Source organism: Dyadobacter fanqingshengii (genome assembly GCF_023822005.2).
GTDB classification, from domain to species: Bacteria; Bacteroidota; Bacteroidia; order Cytophagales; family Spirosomataceae; genus Dyadobacter; species Dyadobacter fanqingshengii.
Genome location: NZ_CP098806.1, coordinates 5072959 through 5088826, shown reverse-complemented (window position 1 = coordinate 5088826; position 15868 = coordinate 5072959). Strand labels below are relative to the sequence as shown.

Genomic DNA, 15868 nt, shown 5'->3' with positions numbered 1-15868 from the left:
TTCATATGTAATGATAACGGTGCGAGATTTTTGAATGTTTTCGACTATTTGAGCCACTTATCAAACCATTCGAATGCGTCTTTTTGCATAGCGGCGTCAAACTTGTGTTCGCCGTCGTAGAATTTGGCCAGATATTTATCCTGCGCGCCTGCTTTTTTATAAACATCACCCAAAACCTGATCCGCCTTTTTCATCTCGGGAAGTGTGTAAAGCTCGTCCTGATTGTTGTTTTGAACTAATGTTGGCAGTGGCACTCGCAATCCAAGGATTTCTGGAAATTCTAAATACTTTGGTAAAAGCGGCGTATAAGTCATCCAGGTGTGGGTTACCGATTTGTTTAAAACCAGATCCGTCCAGGTCGTCATGAAACCGACGCATACTGCACATTTCACACGCGGATCCATTCCGCCCAAATAAACGGTTCGCAAGCCCCCGCCGGATAATCCGCCACACCCTATACGTTGCGGATCCACGTCCTTACGCTGTTCCAGGATATCCAGCGCGACCTGATCCTCGGCCAGAAAAACTCCCGGCCACGTTGTTCCTGCACTGAAAAGTGACTTCGACATCACATGCTCATGCGCACTTGACCATTCATTATAGGCGTCAATGTTTTCCTTTTTCTCAGGATCCTGATCCGATTTGCCGGCCGTATCTACCTCACCCCAATTCAGTCCCTGGACATCTTCAAACCTGACGCGCCTGCTGCCAAATGTAAATGCGTCATGCACCATCACCACATAGCCGCGCTTCGCGACTTCATTGGCCCACGCCTTTCCGCTATAATCGGTGGCCTGATGCTCCACCAAAAGCGGATGCTGATCGTCGGATGTTTTGACGATTTTTCTGTATCCAAAATACTTTTTCCCGGCGTGATCATGCAGGCCCAGGATCGCAGGAAGCGGCTTAGTGGCGCCTTGCGGCTTCAACACCACGGCCTGCGTTTTGTGCCCATATGGCAGTTGCCAAGAAATTTCCTCGATTTCCAGACCGTCGTAAATGTATTTTTTATTAACAGTAACTTTTGGCAAAGGCGATTTGGGCGGACTGGCGATCAATTCCTGAGCTTTCGCGTAGGCTTCCTTTTTCCAGGCGGTCAGATCTTTCCATTTGGTATCCCTGAACGACAGCGGCGGAACGGGTTTCAGCAAGGAGGCTGCCCAGCTTCCATAATCGCCGATAATGCTTTTGTCCGGTAATTGCGCGTTTTCAGAAACCATATTTTCCATTGGGATAAAATTTGAAATTGCATCAACATTAAAACTAAAAGGAATTGCCATCGCAGTCAATGACGTTTTTAAAAATTCCCGCCTATCATTGTTTTCTTCCGGATCTTCGGGTTTCATGTTGTTTTTAGTTTAAGCAACCACTTTTTCTGGCAGCAGGGATGCGGAATTTTTATCAAGAAAAAATGTGCAATGCGCGTGGTTTTGTAAAATGCTTGCCGGATAAATGTTACTCACTTCTTGCAACAAACTATTCCTGACAGCCAGCGCCTTACGCTCGTCCGGCACGGAGCAGACAATGTATTTAGACTTCATAATCTGCTTCACCGTCATGCTGATCGCCTGCAACGGAACTTCGTCCAGTGATCCAAACCAGCCCTCGCCCATTTGCTGCATGCGGCAAGGTTCGTCCAGGTTTACGACGTGATATGGGTTTTCATTTTCAAAATCCGCCGGCGGATCGTTGAATGCAAGATGCCCGTTTTCTCCTACACCCACCAACGCAACATCAATCGGATGCTGGCTGATAATGCTGTTCAGATTCGCAATTTCGGCTTCAATGTTACCCTCGCCATTGATCAGATGAACGGCTTTTAATGGAGGAACTTTATCCAAAAAGCGCTCTTTCAGATATTTCCTGAAACTTGCAGCGTGTGCCAATGGCAAATCTATGAATTCGTCGAGGTGGAACATGGTCACCTTGCCCCAATCGATATTTTCTTCTTTTATTAATTGTTCCAAAGTTTGAAACTGGCTGGTTCCTGTGGCCAGAATAATGTTTACAAAACCTTTTTCTGCGATGGTTTTGCGGATCAATTCTGCCGCAAGCGTTGCAGCCTTAACTCCCAACTCGTGCTTTGTATCCGAAATAACAACTTTCATTACAATCTGATCTTGATTAATATTTATTAAAAAAATTACGATTTCACGCCCGTATTTCCACCTTGCGAAAGGGCAATGTCCACGGGCTTATTGGATTTCCAGGCGCCGGAAGTGAAATCGGGAATGTCGATGGAATTAGAACGGTGGGCAACGGACCATTCGCTCAATGGCGCGATGACACTCCATGAAGCCGCGTCGTACACGTCCTGATCGAGCGGCAAGCCGTTTCTGAGGCAATCGATCAGGCGCCAGTCCATCAGGAAATCCATACCGCCGTGACCGCCAACTTTCTTTGCCAGCTCGCCAATTCTTTTGACTATTTCCGGCTGGTATTCTTGTTCCAATGCTTTGAATTCCGCGTCTTTGAGCCATTCATGCCCCTGCGCAATGCGTCCTTCCGGTGTTCCGGCCGGACCTTCGGGTAATGGATATTTTTGAGCCGACCCTTTTGTGCCGCTGATCACATGCAATCGGGAATAAACGCGCGGGGAAGTTACGTCGTGCTGCAGCATGATCGTTTTGCCTTTGGCAGTGCGGATCGTGGTTGTGTTCATGTTGCCACGAAATGTCTTTCCTTTGAATTGTTTGAATTCAGGATCTTCGGCGGCCAGCTTTTCCGCGCGTGCTTGCAGCATGAAGTCGTTGCTGGCCATACTTACGAGGTAATCCATTTTATCGCCCCGGTTAATGTCCAGGATCTGAGCCACAGGCCCTAATCCGTGCGTCGGATAGAGGTTGCCATTGCGCTGGTTCTCCTTCAACCGCCAGAGATCGAAGCGTTTGGATTTGTCAAAAAATGAATCGTAAATGTCGTGGATATAAGCACCCTCGGCGTGAATGATTTCGCCAAAATAGCCTTGTCGGGCCATATTAAGGGTTAGCAATTCAAAAAAATCGTAGCAGCAGTTTTCGAGCATCATGCAATGCTTCTTTGTTTTCTCTGATATTTCAACCAGTTTCCAGCATTCGTCAACTGTTACCGCGGCGGGGATTTCCACGGCTGCGTGCTTGCCATGTTCCATCGCGTGAATGGCCATAGGCGCGTGCAGGCTCCACGGCGTGCATATGTATATGAGGTCAAGATTTTCCTGTTCACACATTTTTTTCCAGGCGTCGGCTGTTCCCGAATACACTTTGGGATTGTGGCCTGTGCCTTCAAAAGTCTTTTTTGCAGCCTCCGCTTTTTCTGTTCTAATGTCGCAAAGGGCGGTTACCTGTACATTTTCAAGCTTTTTGATTCGCTGAATAGCTCCGCCGCCTCTGTTGCCGAGTCCGATGTAACCAATGCGAACCGTTTCGATTTTGGGTGCTGCATAACCGCTCATGTTGAATTTTGGAGCAGACGGAATAGTCTTTGAGGCCAGATCGAGCGGGCTAGCGTTTGCGTAACCGGCATTCAGCAATCCAATGCCGCTTAATCCGGTGAGTTTGAGGAAATCTCTTTTTTTCATGGGTTTAGTTTGATATACTTACAATTTTACGATAACTCGATTAGCTATCCTGAACATTCGAATTAATTATTAACGAGAACGTTATCGGAAAATATGCGCAGGTTTGCCACCATTAAAGACATTGCAAAAGCACTCGGCATATCCGTTGCCACGGTTTCCAGGGCGTTGCGGGATGCCTATGATGTGAGCCCGCAAACGCGCAAGTTGGTGCTGGAAAAAGCCGAGGAAATGCATTATAAGCCTAATTTCAATGCAATGGGCTTGGTGAAAAGCAGCACACATAAGATCGGCGTGATTATTCCGGCCATTACCAATTATTACTTTTCGACGGTCATCACCGGCATTCAGGAAGTGGCTCAGAGTAAGGGTTATAACATCATTTTATACATTACCAATGATTCACCCGAACTGGAAAAGAAGATCGTTCATGATCTATCGCTGAGTAGTCTGGATGGTTTGCTGGCGTGTGTTTCCTCCCCTTCCGACGCTTGCAAACATTTCCAGGAATTGATCGACGACGGGCTGCCGGTCGTGTTTTTCGACCGCGTACCCGAGGAGATCCATATTTCAAAAGTGATGCAAGATGATTATAATGGCGCGTATCAGGCTGTCAATCATCTCATTGAACAAGGTTATCAGAAAATAGCGCATATCACAGGGCCGAAAGGCGTTTTCCTGACCGAAAACCGGCTCCGTGGCTACCAGCACGCATTGCGCGACCATAACCTTGCTTTTGATAATGATTGGGTGGTTTATTCAGGATTTTCCCAAAAAGACGGCGAATCGGATGTTGCACAACTGTTTACAGAAAATCCGAAATGGCCCGACGCTATTTTCGCTGTGAACGATCGGAAAGCGATTGGCGCAATAGTGGCCTTGAAGCGTAAAAATATCCGGATCGGGGCGGAAGTGGGTGTTATCGGTTTTACCAATGATCCGATTTGTGAGATCATTTCTCCCACATTATCAACTGTGGCCGAGCCCGCTTTTGAAATTGGCCGAAAAAGCTGCGAATTGCTGCTTACTCACATTAAGAAGACCAATTTTACCGGTGAGGAAGTTGTGCTTTCCGGTGAGCTGATCGTACGGGAATCTACTTCGCGCAGCTAGGGCTTCGTCAGTTTGCCACGGAATTCGGAAGGTGTGTATCCGCGGTGCTGCTTCACAAATTTATTAAAATGGCTCAGATCCGTAAATCCCAGCTCATTACTAATTTCCTTAATCGAAAATGAGCTGTATTTCAGCCGGTTTTCAATTAAATGCAGCTTGTTTTGCGCAATGTATTCCCGCAGGGTGAAGCCCGTTTGCTCCTTAAAAAACAATCCAAAATAATGCTTTGAAAAGCCAAAAATGTCGGCCAAATGCGCTGCTTGCGTTTTTTCAACCGAATAAATATGCTCGTGGATATATTGAATGACGCGGTTAATTTTCTCTACATGCTTTTGCCCTGATCCCGTGAGGCCGGGCATCAGATTGCGCTTGATGGTCGCAAGAATGGCCTGAATCAGGAAGAAAATGGTTTCATTTCCCTCATTTTTATCGTCTTTCCACTCCTGCGCAATGAGCCGCATCAGGCTGTCCGCTTTCTGTTTTTCAGAATCCGTTTGTAGTAAAGGTCTGGATCGGTTTTGCGCGTGGATCAGCAATTGATCCATATCCTTATTCCAGCTATCAACCGCTTGTATATTCTCAATGCTTTTTAAATAAGTATAGCTGAATTTTACGAACGTAAATTCAGTCTCTTCCTCAATTTCAAACCTGTGATAATCGCAGGGTGCCAACAGAAACAAATTTGCCCCATCATAGGGAATATATGTCCCTGAAACACAATGCAAGCCCTTTCCTTTATGTACAAATATAATTTCGAAATGATTATGGTTGTGCACAGGATGTTCCCAATGGCTGGCCGCAAAGTGGGAAACTTTCAGAAACTCGTGCTGAAAATACCTTTTCATACATCAATAATTACCAACAAACCATACAAATATACAAGCTTCTCCCTGCACACGTGCGATAACTTTGCTTTATCAAAAACGAAAACAACAAACCATGAAAAATGTAAAAACAGCACTCGTTGCCGGAGCAAACGGCATTATCGGCGAAAACCTCATTCATTATTTATCGACCCTTCCCGATTGGGACATCATTGGGCTATCCAGGAGAGGCGGAGAGCCAACAGAAAACATTTCCTACATTTCTGTTGACCTCACGGATAAGGCTGATGTAACGGCCAAACTCGCTGATCTTTCAAATGTTACACACGTTTTTTACGCAGCTTATCAAGACCGGCCAACCTGGGCAGAGCTTGTGGCGCCTAATCTTGCCATGCTCACGAACCTGGTGCAGGTGATTGAAAATGTGTCGCCAAAGTTGGAACACGTGAGTTTAATGCAGGGTTATAAGGTTTATGGAGCACATTTGGGCCCGTTCAAAACGCCTGCGAAAGAAGATGACGCGGGCCATATGCCTCCGGAATTTAATGTGGATCAGCAAAATTTTCTTGAAGCAGCTCAAAAAGGCAAACGCTGGACCTGGTCGGCGATCCGGCCTTCGGTTGTAGGAGGCGTTGCGCTGGGGAACCCTATGAACCTGGCCGTAGCCATTGCGGTGTATGCCTCCATTTCCAAAGAATACAATTTGCCGCTCCGCTTTCCCGGAAAAACGGGTGCTTATCATTCATTATTGGAAATGACCGATGCAACGCTCCTGGTAAAAGCAACGGTCTGGGCGGCAACGGACGCGAAATGTGCGAAACAGGCATTTAATGTAAATAATGGGGATCTATTCCGGTGGGATGATATGTGGCCAAAAATTGCCCGCTATTTCGGAATGGAGGTTGCACCACCATTACCCATGTCTCTGGCTGCCGTTATGGCCGATAAGGAGGCGCTTTGGAAAAATATAACTCAGAAATACGGGCTAACAGCTCATGCGTACAGCGAAGTGTCTTCCTGGACTTTCAGTGATTTCGTTTTTTCATGGGATTATGACATGTTTGCAGACGGGTCAAAAGCACGGCGGTTTGGCTTTCATGAATACGTGGATACGGAGGACATGTTCGTCCGGATTTTTGATGAATTGAAAAACAAGAAAGTGATCCCATAAAAAAATTAGTCTGCCCATTATTGAGCAGACTAATTTTTTAAATGTTAGTGCTGATTAATCTTTCTTCTTAGGCGATGACTTATCATCTTTATTCAGCAAAGCATCACCCTTGTTTAATTTGGTAGCATTGGGTTTGCCTTTGGCCTGGTTGCCTTCCTTACCCGTTCCGCCAGTTGCATTGGAACCATTGACCTGTCCGGCTTTGCCTGGTTGCGTTGCCTTAGCGTTTCCTACTTCATGATTTGCGCCCTGGGTTGTTCCCTGCGTATCTGTTCCCTCATTTTTACCACCTGCTTTGCTGCTGTCTGCTGTTGCGGTCCCCTGCTGCTTCGGATTGGTAGACTGCGTGGTCGTTTGCGCATAAACAGCGGAAGAAACGGCAAACACGAATATGAAACTTGCTAATAACTTTTTCATGATCTGAATTATTGGTTGATGAATTTAAATGGTCGTTTCTTTAAAAATCATACCCGCAACGCCCGGCTCGTTGACTGGCATGGAAATTTATCAAGGGTAGGCGTTTAACACATAGCACGTTTTTGCAATGAACACGACTACATCACGTCCAAAATTCGTATTGGCTCTTTTCAAGGATAGCTTTTCTGAATTTATGGAAGACAACTGCCTCAAATTAAGCGCAGCACTATCCTACTATACCATATTTTCTTTGGCTCCCATGCTCCTGGTGATCATTTCTATCGTGAGCATTGTCTTCGGTAAGGAAGCATTCCAGGGCGAACTTTTTGGGCAAATAAGCGGGCTTGTTGGCAAGGACGCTGCTACTCAGTTGCAAGAACTGATCAAAAATGCAGAACTCTCCAATAAATCGGGCATTGCTGCAACAGTCGGGATTGTGACGCTGCTGATTGGTGCGACGGGGGTTTTTGCAGAAATTCAGGATTCTATCAATTATATATGGTCTATCAAGTCAAAACCGAAGAAAGGATGGCTGCAATATCTAAAAAACAGGCTGCTTTCCTTTTCTATTATTATCACACTGGGTTTTCTGCTCATTGTATCACTGGGTGTAAATACATTGGTCGACCTAATGAGTTCGCGGCTGGAGCGTTACTTTTCAGAGGTGTCTGTCATCTTTTTCTCCGTGTTGAATGTGGTCGTGGTGATGGCCATCATTACTGCGCTTTTCTCAGTCATATTTAAAATATTGCCCGATGGCCATGTGCGCTGGAAGGAATGCATCGTTGGAGCTGCGTTCACTGCCGTACTTTTCGCTATCGGCAAATTCGGGATCAGCTTCTATTTGGGCAAACAGGACCTTGGCGCAACTTACGGCGCATCGGCTTCCATTGTGATTCTGCTGACCTGGGTCTACTATTCATCCATCATCTTATATTTTGGAGCTGAATTCACAAAAGTTTATGCAAAAACGGATGGCGTTGGCATATCGCCCAATGAGCACGCTGTATTAATGGTAAGAAAAGAAGTTGAACTGGAAAAGCCCGACGAACTAATAAAAGAGGCGGACGCCCACACATTCAGCCCAAAAGAGGTTACGCACAAAATGATGGATTCTGTTACCAAATTTATCGATGACAAATTGAATGCCATCCGAGCCGAGATTAAGGCTAGAATTGCAGAAGTAACTGCGCCTTTTTCCTATTATGCTTTTGCGGCTGTCATCGTATTTATGATTGTGATCACGGTCGTTGTTTTGCTGGGGCATTTTCTAAACAATGCGTTCCATAGCGATTATCTTGGGTTTGTGGTCTTGCTTGGTTTCACATTGGTGCTATTATCGCTCTGCTTTATTTTCCGGGAAAAACTGCTCGAATCCATCAGGAAAATGATCGCTAAAATGGTGCAGGCTAAAAGCAAAGAATAGACATATATCACACTCCAATCATAAATAAAGGGACTCTTGCAGGTCCCTTTATTAGTAATAGATGAAGTTGAAGTGCTGCATATTTATTAATTATCTCTCTTTTGAATTACCCACATCCAGTTTGCAGGCCAAGCATTTGAATTAATGCTATCGTGCCTTACCAGCTTTTCATCTACTAATTCGTACCCAATGAGCCGGCCGCCCTGGCTTTCCACGTCGGCACGCGCGTAGCTGTGAAGCTGGATCCAGATCTCCGGGGATATTAATTCTGTTGAAACAAAACTCAACCGCTTCCACTTAGGGTCGGCCGAATCATTTACATAACGGAGTAACAGGTAATGTTTGAAGGTCTCATTACTTAAAGACAAAACTGTTTTTCTGTTTCTTCCCTGTTTCATAACTATCAAATTTAGATTATCCAAAAATATGTTTAAATAATATCATTGACGAGCCCATATACGTTACAGGCACAAAAATGGATCTAATGGTATATACGTTTAGTGAATTTTTTGCAAAAAAAATCTGTATGAAACTTTTGCCAGTCCATTTTGTACAATTCATTCTACGTATTTATACTATATTTTAAAATCTCATGTTTACGGCACCGAATAATTTAAATTTTTGGCACAAAAATTTAAACCAGCCAACTTGTAAACACATAAACCTATGGTCACATTAAACTATATGAAGGACGACTGGGTGAAGGAGAAAAACGGATCCCGGATTATGCAAGTTGACGAATATCAGATTGTAGAAACTGTATTTTATGCCAACGGAAACTCAACGCCTATAATGAAAAGAGCTTACAACGGAAAAGTTTGGTGCACATGGGTGAATGAAAACAAGGCTGTGGTCACCCAACCTTTTCTCGAATCGGAACTTGAACCGGCAGTACCCGAAGTTGCACATTATTGAGTCTACAATGTGATTCGTTTTCTGACCATAAAGCGATTGCTGCGTGAATTAAAATGCCCGGAACAGAAATTCCGGGCATTTTGGTTTTCAGAAATGCTGATGATTATGGTTTTTTATTGGGGTCGGTAGCAATCTCTGTTGAGCTTGATTCCGCCTCATTTGCAGCTTTTTTGTTTTTTCTGCGGTTCATTCTCTCTGCTTTTTTGTCAGTCGCAGGCATAAGGGAATCCTTTATTACTGCGCCTGAAGTTTGCTGATCCTTTATAAGTGTGTCTTCCGAAGGCGTATTGGATGGCCTTACGGGCGATTGCGGCGAGTTGAATTCGGCCTTCTTCTCGGTTGTCGGATTGGTCGACGCTGGGGTTGTGGTTGTCGGATCCTGCGTCGGCACGCTCTGTGGCTGTGTTGGCGACGTAGGCGTTGTTGGGACTGTCTGCGCGTAGCCAGCGGCCGAAACGGCCAGCGCAGCTATTATAGTTAATGTTCTTAAAGTTCTCATTTTCAGTTCTTTTAGTTGTTGATGTTCTGATACATTCAGTTACATCCAAAACTATTCCTGAAAGCGATAATTTCAGCGCTACATACAGATTTCTCTGATTGTTTGTTTAGGCCAAATGAGAGGCATTTTTTTGGTATCCACGTTGACGACTGATGGTGGTATCTTATTCGTTATAAATCACTTATCCACAAAATGCGCATTGTCTTACCCAAAATTCTAATTATGTGAATGTTGGAATAAAAATTAGGCACTTTTTAATATGAAATAATTCTATTTAACGATTGCTAGCTATAAATCCTTTTCATGCGGATCTTTTCACCCGGCGTAAGAACCAGAGGCACTTTCTCAACTTTGACAGCACTGCTATCCAGTCCAAACCACTTGTCTTCCGAAGTTGTAATGCTTTTGATGGCAAAGTAGATCTTCATAATCACCTCCTCTGTAAAAGGCAGGTTGTTTTCAAGTGCTAGATAACGTTCCAGAACGATGAACCGGAAGTCGCCGGTAATGTTCTGGCGGTTTAAAGATTCGTAGCGGCTGGTAATATCTACCTCTTTGTTGGCCACCATATCTTCAACCACCTTACGAAAGAAGAGATTAATGCGCTGTTCGATCCGGAAACCCAATCTGAATGTTACCTTGATCACGTCATCCTCGGCCATGATGTTCACGTGATAGTCCATCGTATAAGGTTCATCGGTTGTTTCTACGTGAACAAACCAATAAATATCCGCTCGCTTGGGGCGCTTGTAAAAAATAGAGTAAATGATCTTGTTTTCAATTTCCGATTCATGCGACGCGTTGGACATGAAAATCAAATGGGTAGAATATTTCGGAATGCTGATATCATTGCTCAGTTCGCGTAAAGGGCCGATGTATTTTTCCAGACTTTCGAATTCTGTAAGTCGCAGTTTTATGAAATAGGCTTTCAGCCAGACTGTGATCACAAGACCAATGATTGCTGCGAGCAATAGCGATACCCAGCCGCCGTGTGTAAATTTGAGCAGGTTAGCAGCCAGAAAAGCGCCTTCAATCGCCAGATAAATAACAACAAAGATCACCAGTATCCATTTCGGCACCTTATTGACATATAAATACACCGACATTAATATGGTGGTCATGATCATCGTCATCGTAATGGCAAGTCCATAAGCGGCTTCCATGTGCGACGATTCCTTGAAATAAAGGACGATCCCAACACAACCGGCCCACAAGAGCCAGTTGACGCTCGGTACGTAAAGCTGGCCTTTCTGATCACTCGGATATACCAATCGTACTTTCGGCCAGAAATTGAGCCGGATCGCTTCTGAAATCAATGTAAATGAACCACTTATTAAGGCTTGGCTGGCAATAACCGTTGCCATCGTGGCTATGGCGATCCCTGGCAGCAACCACCAGTCGGGCATAATTTCGTAGAATGGCTTCTTGCCATCCAGATATGTGCCTGAGTGGGCAATTAACCATGCGCCCTGTCCGAAATAATTCAGGATTAAACAGGTTTTTACAAAAATCCAACTGATTCGAATGTTGCCTCGTCCGCAGTGACCAAGATCGCTATACAATGCTTCGGCACCCGTTGTACAAAGAAATACGGCCCCAAGCATCCAGAATCCGCCAGGATGGTTCGCTAACAGCTGATAACCGTAGTAAGGGTTCAGGGATTTTAAAATCTCCATGTGGCCCACAACCTGATGTACGCCCAAAACTGCAAGCATCACAAACCAGATCATCATTACGGGACCAAATGCACGGCCCACAATGGTTGTACCAAATATCTGAATGATGAAAAGCAGCGTAAGGATGCCAATTACGATCGGGATGGTCTGGATACTCGGATAAAGGATTTGCAATCCTTCCACGGCAGATGATACGGAAATGGGCGGCGTAATAATGCCGTCAGCCAGCAATGTGCTGGCACCAATAATGGCCGGAACCGTGAGCCAGCGGGCATTTTTGCGTACTAATGCATACAACGCCAGAATCCCTCCTTCACCTTTGTTATCTGCCCGGAGGATCAGAATCACATACTTCAAAGTCGTTTGCAGCGTAAGCGTCCAGAAAATGCAGGAAACGGCGCCGTAAACAACTTCTGTCGAAATCATTTCTTTGCCGATTATGGCTTGCATTACATAGAGCGGCGAGGTGCCGATATCTCCAAAAATAATTCCTAATGCAACAAGAAGCCCGGCAGCCGAGGCCTTATCAAGATGTTTATGCGATCCCATTTAATGTTTTCAATGAAGTGTGCGAAATTAAAATTCGGCGGGATTAAAATGTGTAGAATTCATAATTAACATTCCATTTTGTTTCTTCTCCTGGCTTCGCACCGATCTCAATGTACGGTTCTGGACAGGAAGTGGTTGGATTGGCCCAATAAACCAGCTTTTGCAAGGGTTTGTCGCCAGTTATTCTAACACCAGCGGACGTTTTAATGTTCTCAATGCGGATGTCATAATCTTTTGCGGTTGGGCCAAAGCCTTGCAAACCGCTGCTAAACACCTGATCACCATTCACAACAGGTCTGGCATAGCTGAGCGTTTTGTCTTTCGCATGAATGATTGTTCCAAAACCGGCTCCTTCACCGCTCACATCAAAAGGAAATACGACCCTGATATTTTCATTCGTTGGCTCTTTATCAATCATGAAAAAATTGTGATTGTAAGTACTCGTTTTGATTTCCTTCGAGCCGGTATTTTTAAGGCTGTGTTCTAAAACCAGCTGCGGTTTTCCCTTCACCAATTTCAGTGTTTTTTTGTACACATAGCCATAGCCAGTCGCGTCTTTGAGCGTATGTGTGAATGTTACCTGATCGCTTTTCTTGTCGACGGTCCATTTGCCTGCATCTTTAACTTCATAATTGGTTGCAAATGCGTATTTCTTGTCATCGGGTTTTACCAAAACACCTACGCCAATTTTAACAAATGTTTCGCCCGGCTTCACTGCATCGAAATCCAATGCTACAAATTCCTCGACCGGCCCCATAATGGCATCATGTAATTTGGGATCGTATGTGCTGTTCCATTGCCCAAAATAGGAATGTCCTTTATAGTCAAGGCTCTCGACCTGGCCAGCCCAATCGAAACGCGTACCGCGATAATAGCCTGCATTACCGTCGGGCAGGAGCAGCTTAGCATTGATGATGCCATTTGAAATTTTAGCCTCAGGAAAATCCGCGAGCCGAAAAGCGGTAATGAACAAGCATATAGACGCAATGAGTAGTATGACTTTCTTCATGTTAACGGGTCAGGAATGATTTGGGACTAAATAAAAGACAGTAAGATAAAAATGCAACTGGACATTTTTTCTTACTGCCTGAAATATATTATTAATGCAAAAAACTAAGATATGCCTTTAAAAACCTCTTCGTTCACAAATGGCTGATTACGCAGCCTTTGTTTGGTTGCCTTATAGAATGCATTGGCCATTGCGCCACCGGCAGGCGGTAACGCCGGTTCACCCAAACCTGTGGGAGAAATGCCGTTATTGACAAAATGGACGTCAACTTCCGGGATTTCGTTCATCCTGATCAGGCGGAACCCATTGAAGTTGCTTTGGTCCGGCGCGCCGTCTTTAAACGTCATGTTACCATACATCGCATGGCCCAGACCATCCACAACACCGCCCCTAACCTGCTGCAATGAACCGCTCTGGTTAATCACAATGCCGCAATCTACTGCTGCAATTACGTTTTTCAATACAGGCTTGCCTTTTTGCATTACAATCTCCCCTACTTGCGCTACGTACGACCTGTGCGAGAAGTAAACGCTGAAACCCTGGTAAACGCCTTTCTTTTTGCCCCAGTTGCTTTTTTCAGCCGCCAGCTTGATCACCGCGATCATTCTGTCCACATCGTATTTAATCGCATTAACAGGTGACTTTTTGGCTTTTTCAAGCAATTCCAACCTGAATGCAACCGGATCCTTTCCCGCGGCTTCTGCAACTTCATCCAGGAAGGATTGTTCAGCATAAGCAAGGAAATTGGTGATCGGAGCGCGCCAAGGGCCTGTTGTAATGGGTGATTTATGCTCAACCGAGTCTATGAGCAAGTTATCCACAGATCCGGAAGGGAAATTGTCTTCGCGGGTGGAGTTGCCTGCATTCATGCCTACACCACGTAATTTGTAGCCGATCAAGGTTCCGCTTTTGTCCAATGCTGCTTCGAAGCGGTAACGCACTGCGGGGCGATAGGTGCCGCCGGTCATATCGTCTTCACGCGTCCAAACTACTTTAACGGGTGCTTTGACGAGTTTTGAAACATGTGCTGCTTCGATTACGAAATCCGCTGAAAGCCTGCGACCGAAACCTCCGCCTTGGCGCGTGATTTCGACTGTGATTTTTTCCGGTGCAATGCCGGTGAGTTTGGCAACTTCCGTGCGGGCGCGCTCGGGTGTTTGCGTAGGTCCCACCAGTTCAACGCCATCTTCCCGTACGTGTGCAAAGAAATTCATGGGTTCCAATGGGCTATGCGGCAGGAATGGACATTGGTATTCGGCTTTAATGACCTTTGCTGCGCCTTTAAATGCTGCTTCTACATCTCCATCCTTACGCCTGACCGTTGCCTCACCGTTGTCCATTAATTGGGTGAAAATGCGATTATGGTCTGCTGTGCTTTCCAGCTCGGCAACTTTCTCATATTCAATCTTCAATGCGTCTTTGGCTTTCTTAACCTGCCAGGTGGATTTCCCAACAACTGCAACACTGTTTTCAAATGTTACGACGTCAACAATCCCGGGCATTGCCTTCGCTGCTGCTGAGTCTACCGATTTTAGTTTCAATCCAAATGCTTTTGGTCTTTGGATTAAAGCGAATAGCATTCCTTCCTTATAAAAATCCAGTCCGAAAAGTGGCTTACCTGTTGCTATATTATGGTTATCAACATTACGAACAGATTGCCCGATCAGTTTGAAGTCTTTTTCATCTTTTAATTTAACTTCCGTTGGCGCGGTCAGCTTGGATGCTGCTTCCGCCAGTTCTCCATAAGTAGCCGATTTGCTGGAAGCTTTATGTAAAACCTTACCATTTTCTGTGGTTAGCTCAGCAGCAGGAACATTCCATTTGGCTGCCGCAGCTTCTACCAGAAGATGGCGCGCGGTTGCACCAGCTTTGCGAAGACGTTCCCACGAATGTGGAACGGCGCCGCTTCCGCCGGTAACCTGTCTTTCAAAAATACCGGTATCAAGATTCCCCTGAACGGTTTTCACTTGTTTCCAATCTGCATCGAGCTCCTCAGCCACCACCATTGGAAAGGCTGTTTTAATCCCCTGCCCGATTTCCGGGTTTGGAGAAACAATGGTGATAATGTTATCCGTGCCAATAGAAAGATAACTGTTGAAATTGATCGATCCGGCTGCAATGCTTTTGGCATCAACAACGACAGGCAATGCAGAAGAATTGGTCCAATTGAAACCCAAAAACAGCCCACCACTTGCAGCTGCGGCAATTTTCATGAAATCGCGCCTCGAAGTTTGTTCTAATGTCTGCATGGTCAGTTAGTTTTGGTTGCTGCTACTTTGACTGCCTCGCGAATCCGGTGGTAAGTGCCGCAACGGCAAATGTTGCCGCTCATGGTGGAAACGATTTCTTCGTCCGTAGGTTTTGGCTTTTCTTTCAACAATGCCGCAGCAGTCATGATCTGGCCTGCCTGGCAATAACCACATTGTGCTACATCCACTTCATCCCAGGCTTGCTGCACCGGATGATCTCCTTTTTCTGAAAGACCTTCTATCGTAGTAACTTTTGCCTTTCCAACAGCGGAAACCGGAAGCACGCAGGAGCGAACTGCTTTTCCGTCAACGTGGACGGTGCATGCACCGCATTGTGCAATCCCGCAGCCGTACTTAGTGCCTACGAGGCCGAGGTTGTCCCGGAGCACCCATAACAACGGAGTGTCGCGCTCGACATCCGCATCATAGGCACGGTTGTTAATTGAAAGTTTGAATAACGCCAT

At 45.4% G+C, this 15868-nt stretch carries 15 protein-coding genes; 4 read left to right on the top strand and 11 right to left on the bottom strand.

Translation table 11 applies throughout. The features are described from left to right. Positions 1-44 precede the first annotated feature (44 nt). From NFI81_RS21335 to NFI81_RS21325, 3 genes are read right to left on the bottom strand one after another with little or no spacing between them, the layout of a single operon-like run. A complete protein-coding gene (locus tag NFI81_RS21335; protein ID WP_234615109.1) occupies positions 45-1346 on the bottom strand; it encodes an alpha/beta hydrolase family protein in 1302 nt (433 codons plus the stop codon). 12 nt (positions 1347-1358) lie between these two features. Next, positions 1359-2108, bottom strand: a complete 750-nt coding sequence (locus NFI81_RS21330; protein ID WP_234615110.1) for a glucosamine-6-phosphate deaminase — start codon at positions 2106-2108, stop codon at positions 1359-1361. A 35-nt stretch (positions 2109-2143) separates the two neighbouring features. Next, positions 2144-3559, bottom strand: a complete 1416-nt coding sequence (locus tag NFI81_RS21325; RefSeq protein WP_234615111.1) for a Gfo/Idh/MocA family protein — start codon at positions 3557-3559, stop codon at positions 2144-2146. Positions 3560-3652: 93 nt separating this feature from the next. Here NFI81_RS21325 and NFI81_RS21320 point away from each other — a divergent pair, with 93 nt between their 5' ends. Continuing rightward, positions 3653-4669, top strand: coding sequence for a LacI family DNA-binding transcriptional regulator (locus NFI81_RS21320; RefSeq protein WP_234615112.1), 1017 nt, complete (start codon positions 3653-3655; stop codon positions 4667-4669). Here the strand turns inward: NFI81_RS21320 and NFI81_RS21315 are convergent. Further along, positions 4666-5514 (bottom strand): AraC family transcriptional regulator, encoded by an 849-nt coding sequence (locus tag NFI81_RS21315; RefSeq protein WP_234615113.1) that lies wholly within the window; start codon positions 5512-5514, stop codon positions 4666-4668. The two genes, NFI81_RS21320 and NFI81_RS21315, sit on opposite strands and share 4 nt — an antisense overlap. 94 nt (positions 5515-5608) lie before the next feature. On the opposite strand from NFI81_RS21315, the gene NFI81_RS21310 reads away from it, so the two are divergent. Continuing rightward, positions 5609-6664: an SDR family oxidoreductase gene (locus NFI81_RS21310; RefSeq protein ID WP_234615114.1), complete on the top strand. Its 1056-nt coding sequence runs from the start codon at positions 5609-5611 to the stop codon at positions 6662-6664. 54 nt (positions 6665-6718) lie between these two features. Here the strand turns inward: NFI81_RS21310 and NFI81_RS21305 are convergent, their stop codons facing one another. Next, positions 6719-7081 carry a hypothetical protein gene (locus NFI81_RS21305; protein WP_234615115.1) on the bottom strand — a complete coding sequence of 121 codons (363 nt, stop codon included), beginning with the start codon at positions 7079-7081 and terminating at the stop codon, positions 6719-6721. A 127-nt stretch (positions 7082-7208) separates the two neighbouring features. Between NFI81_RS21305 and NFI81_RS21300 the strand changes: the two genes are divergently transcribed. Continuing rightward, positions 7209-8507, top strand: a complete 1299-nt coding sequence (locus NFI81_RS21300) for a YihY/virulence factor BrkB family protein (protein ID WP_234615116.1) — start codon at positions 7209-7211, stop codon at positions 8505-8507. A gap of 86 nt (positions 8508-8593) precedes the next feature. On the opposite strand, the gene NFI81_RS21295 is transcribed toward NFI81_RS21300, so the two are convergent. After that, on the bottom strand, positions 8594-8905 hold the full coding sequence (locus tag NFI81_RS21295) for a hypothetical protein (RefSeq protein WP_234615117.1): 312 nt from the start codon (positions 8903-8905) through the stop codon (positions 8594-8596). A 268-nt stretch (positions 8906-9173) separates the two neighbouring features. On the opposite strand from NFI81_RS21295, the gene NFI81_RS21290 reads away from it, so the two are divergent. After that, on the top strand, positions 9174-9422 hold the full coding sequence (locus NFI81_RS21290) for a hypothetical protein (protein ID WP_234615118.1): 249 nt from the start codon (positions 9174-9176) through the stop codon (positions 9420-9422). Between the two features lie 103 nt (positions 9423-9525). On the opposite strand, the gene NFI81_RS21285 is transcribed toward NFI81_RS21290, so the two are convergent. From NFI81_RS21285 to NFI81_RS21265, 5 genes are all read right to left on the bottom strand, one after another. Then, entirely contained in the window at positions 9526-9921 is a 396-nt protein-coding gene (locus tag NFI81_RS21285) for a hypothetical protein (RefSeq protein WP_234615119.1), read from the bottom strand. Between the two features lie 284 nt (positions 9922-10205). After that, positions 10206-12146, bottom strand: a complete 1941-nt coding sequence (locus NFI81_RS21280; protein WP_234615120.1) for a KUP/HAK/KT family potassium transporter — start codon at positions 12144-12146, stop codon at positions 10206-10208. A gap of 43 nt (positions 12147-12189) precedes the next feature. Beyond that, complete coding sequence (locus tag NFI81_RS21275; protein WP_234615121.1) at positions 12190-13155, bottom strand: aldose epimerase family protein; 966 nt, start codon at positions 13153-13155, stop codon at positions 12190-12192. Positions 13156-13259: 104 nt separating this feature from the next. Beyond that, entirely contained in the window at positions 13260-15404 is a 2145-nt protein-coding gene (locus tag NFI81_RS21270) for a xanthine dehydrogenase family protein molybdopterin-binding subunit (RefSeq protein WP_234615122.1), read from the bottom strand. Between the two features lie 2 nt (positions 15405-15406). Continuing rightward, on the bottom strand, positions 15407-15868 hold the full coding sequence (locus NFI81_RS21265; RefSeq protein ID WP_234615123.1) for a (2Fe-2S)-binding protein: 462 nt from the start codon (positions 15866-15868) through the stop codon (positions 15407-15409).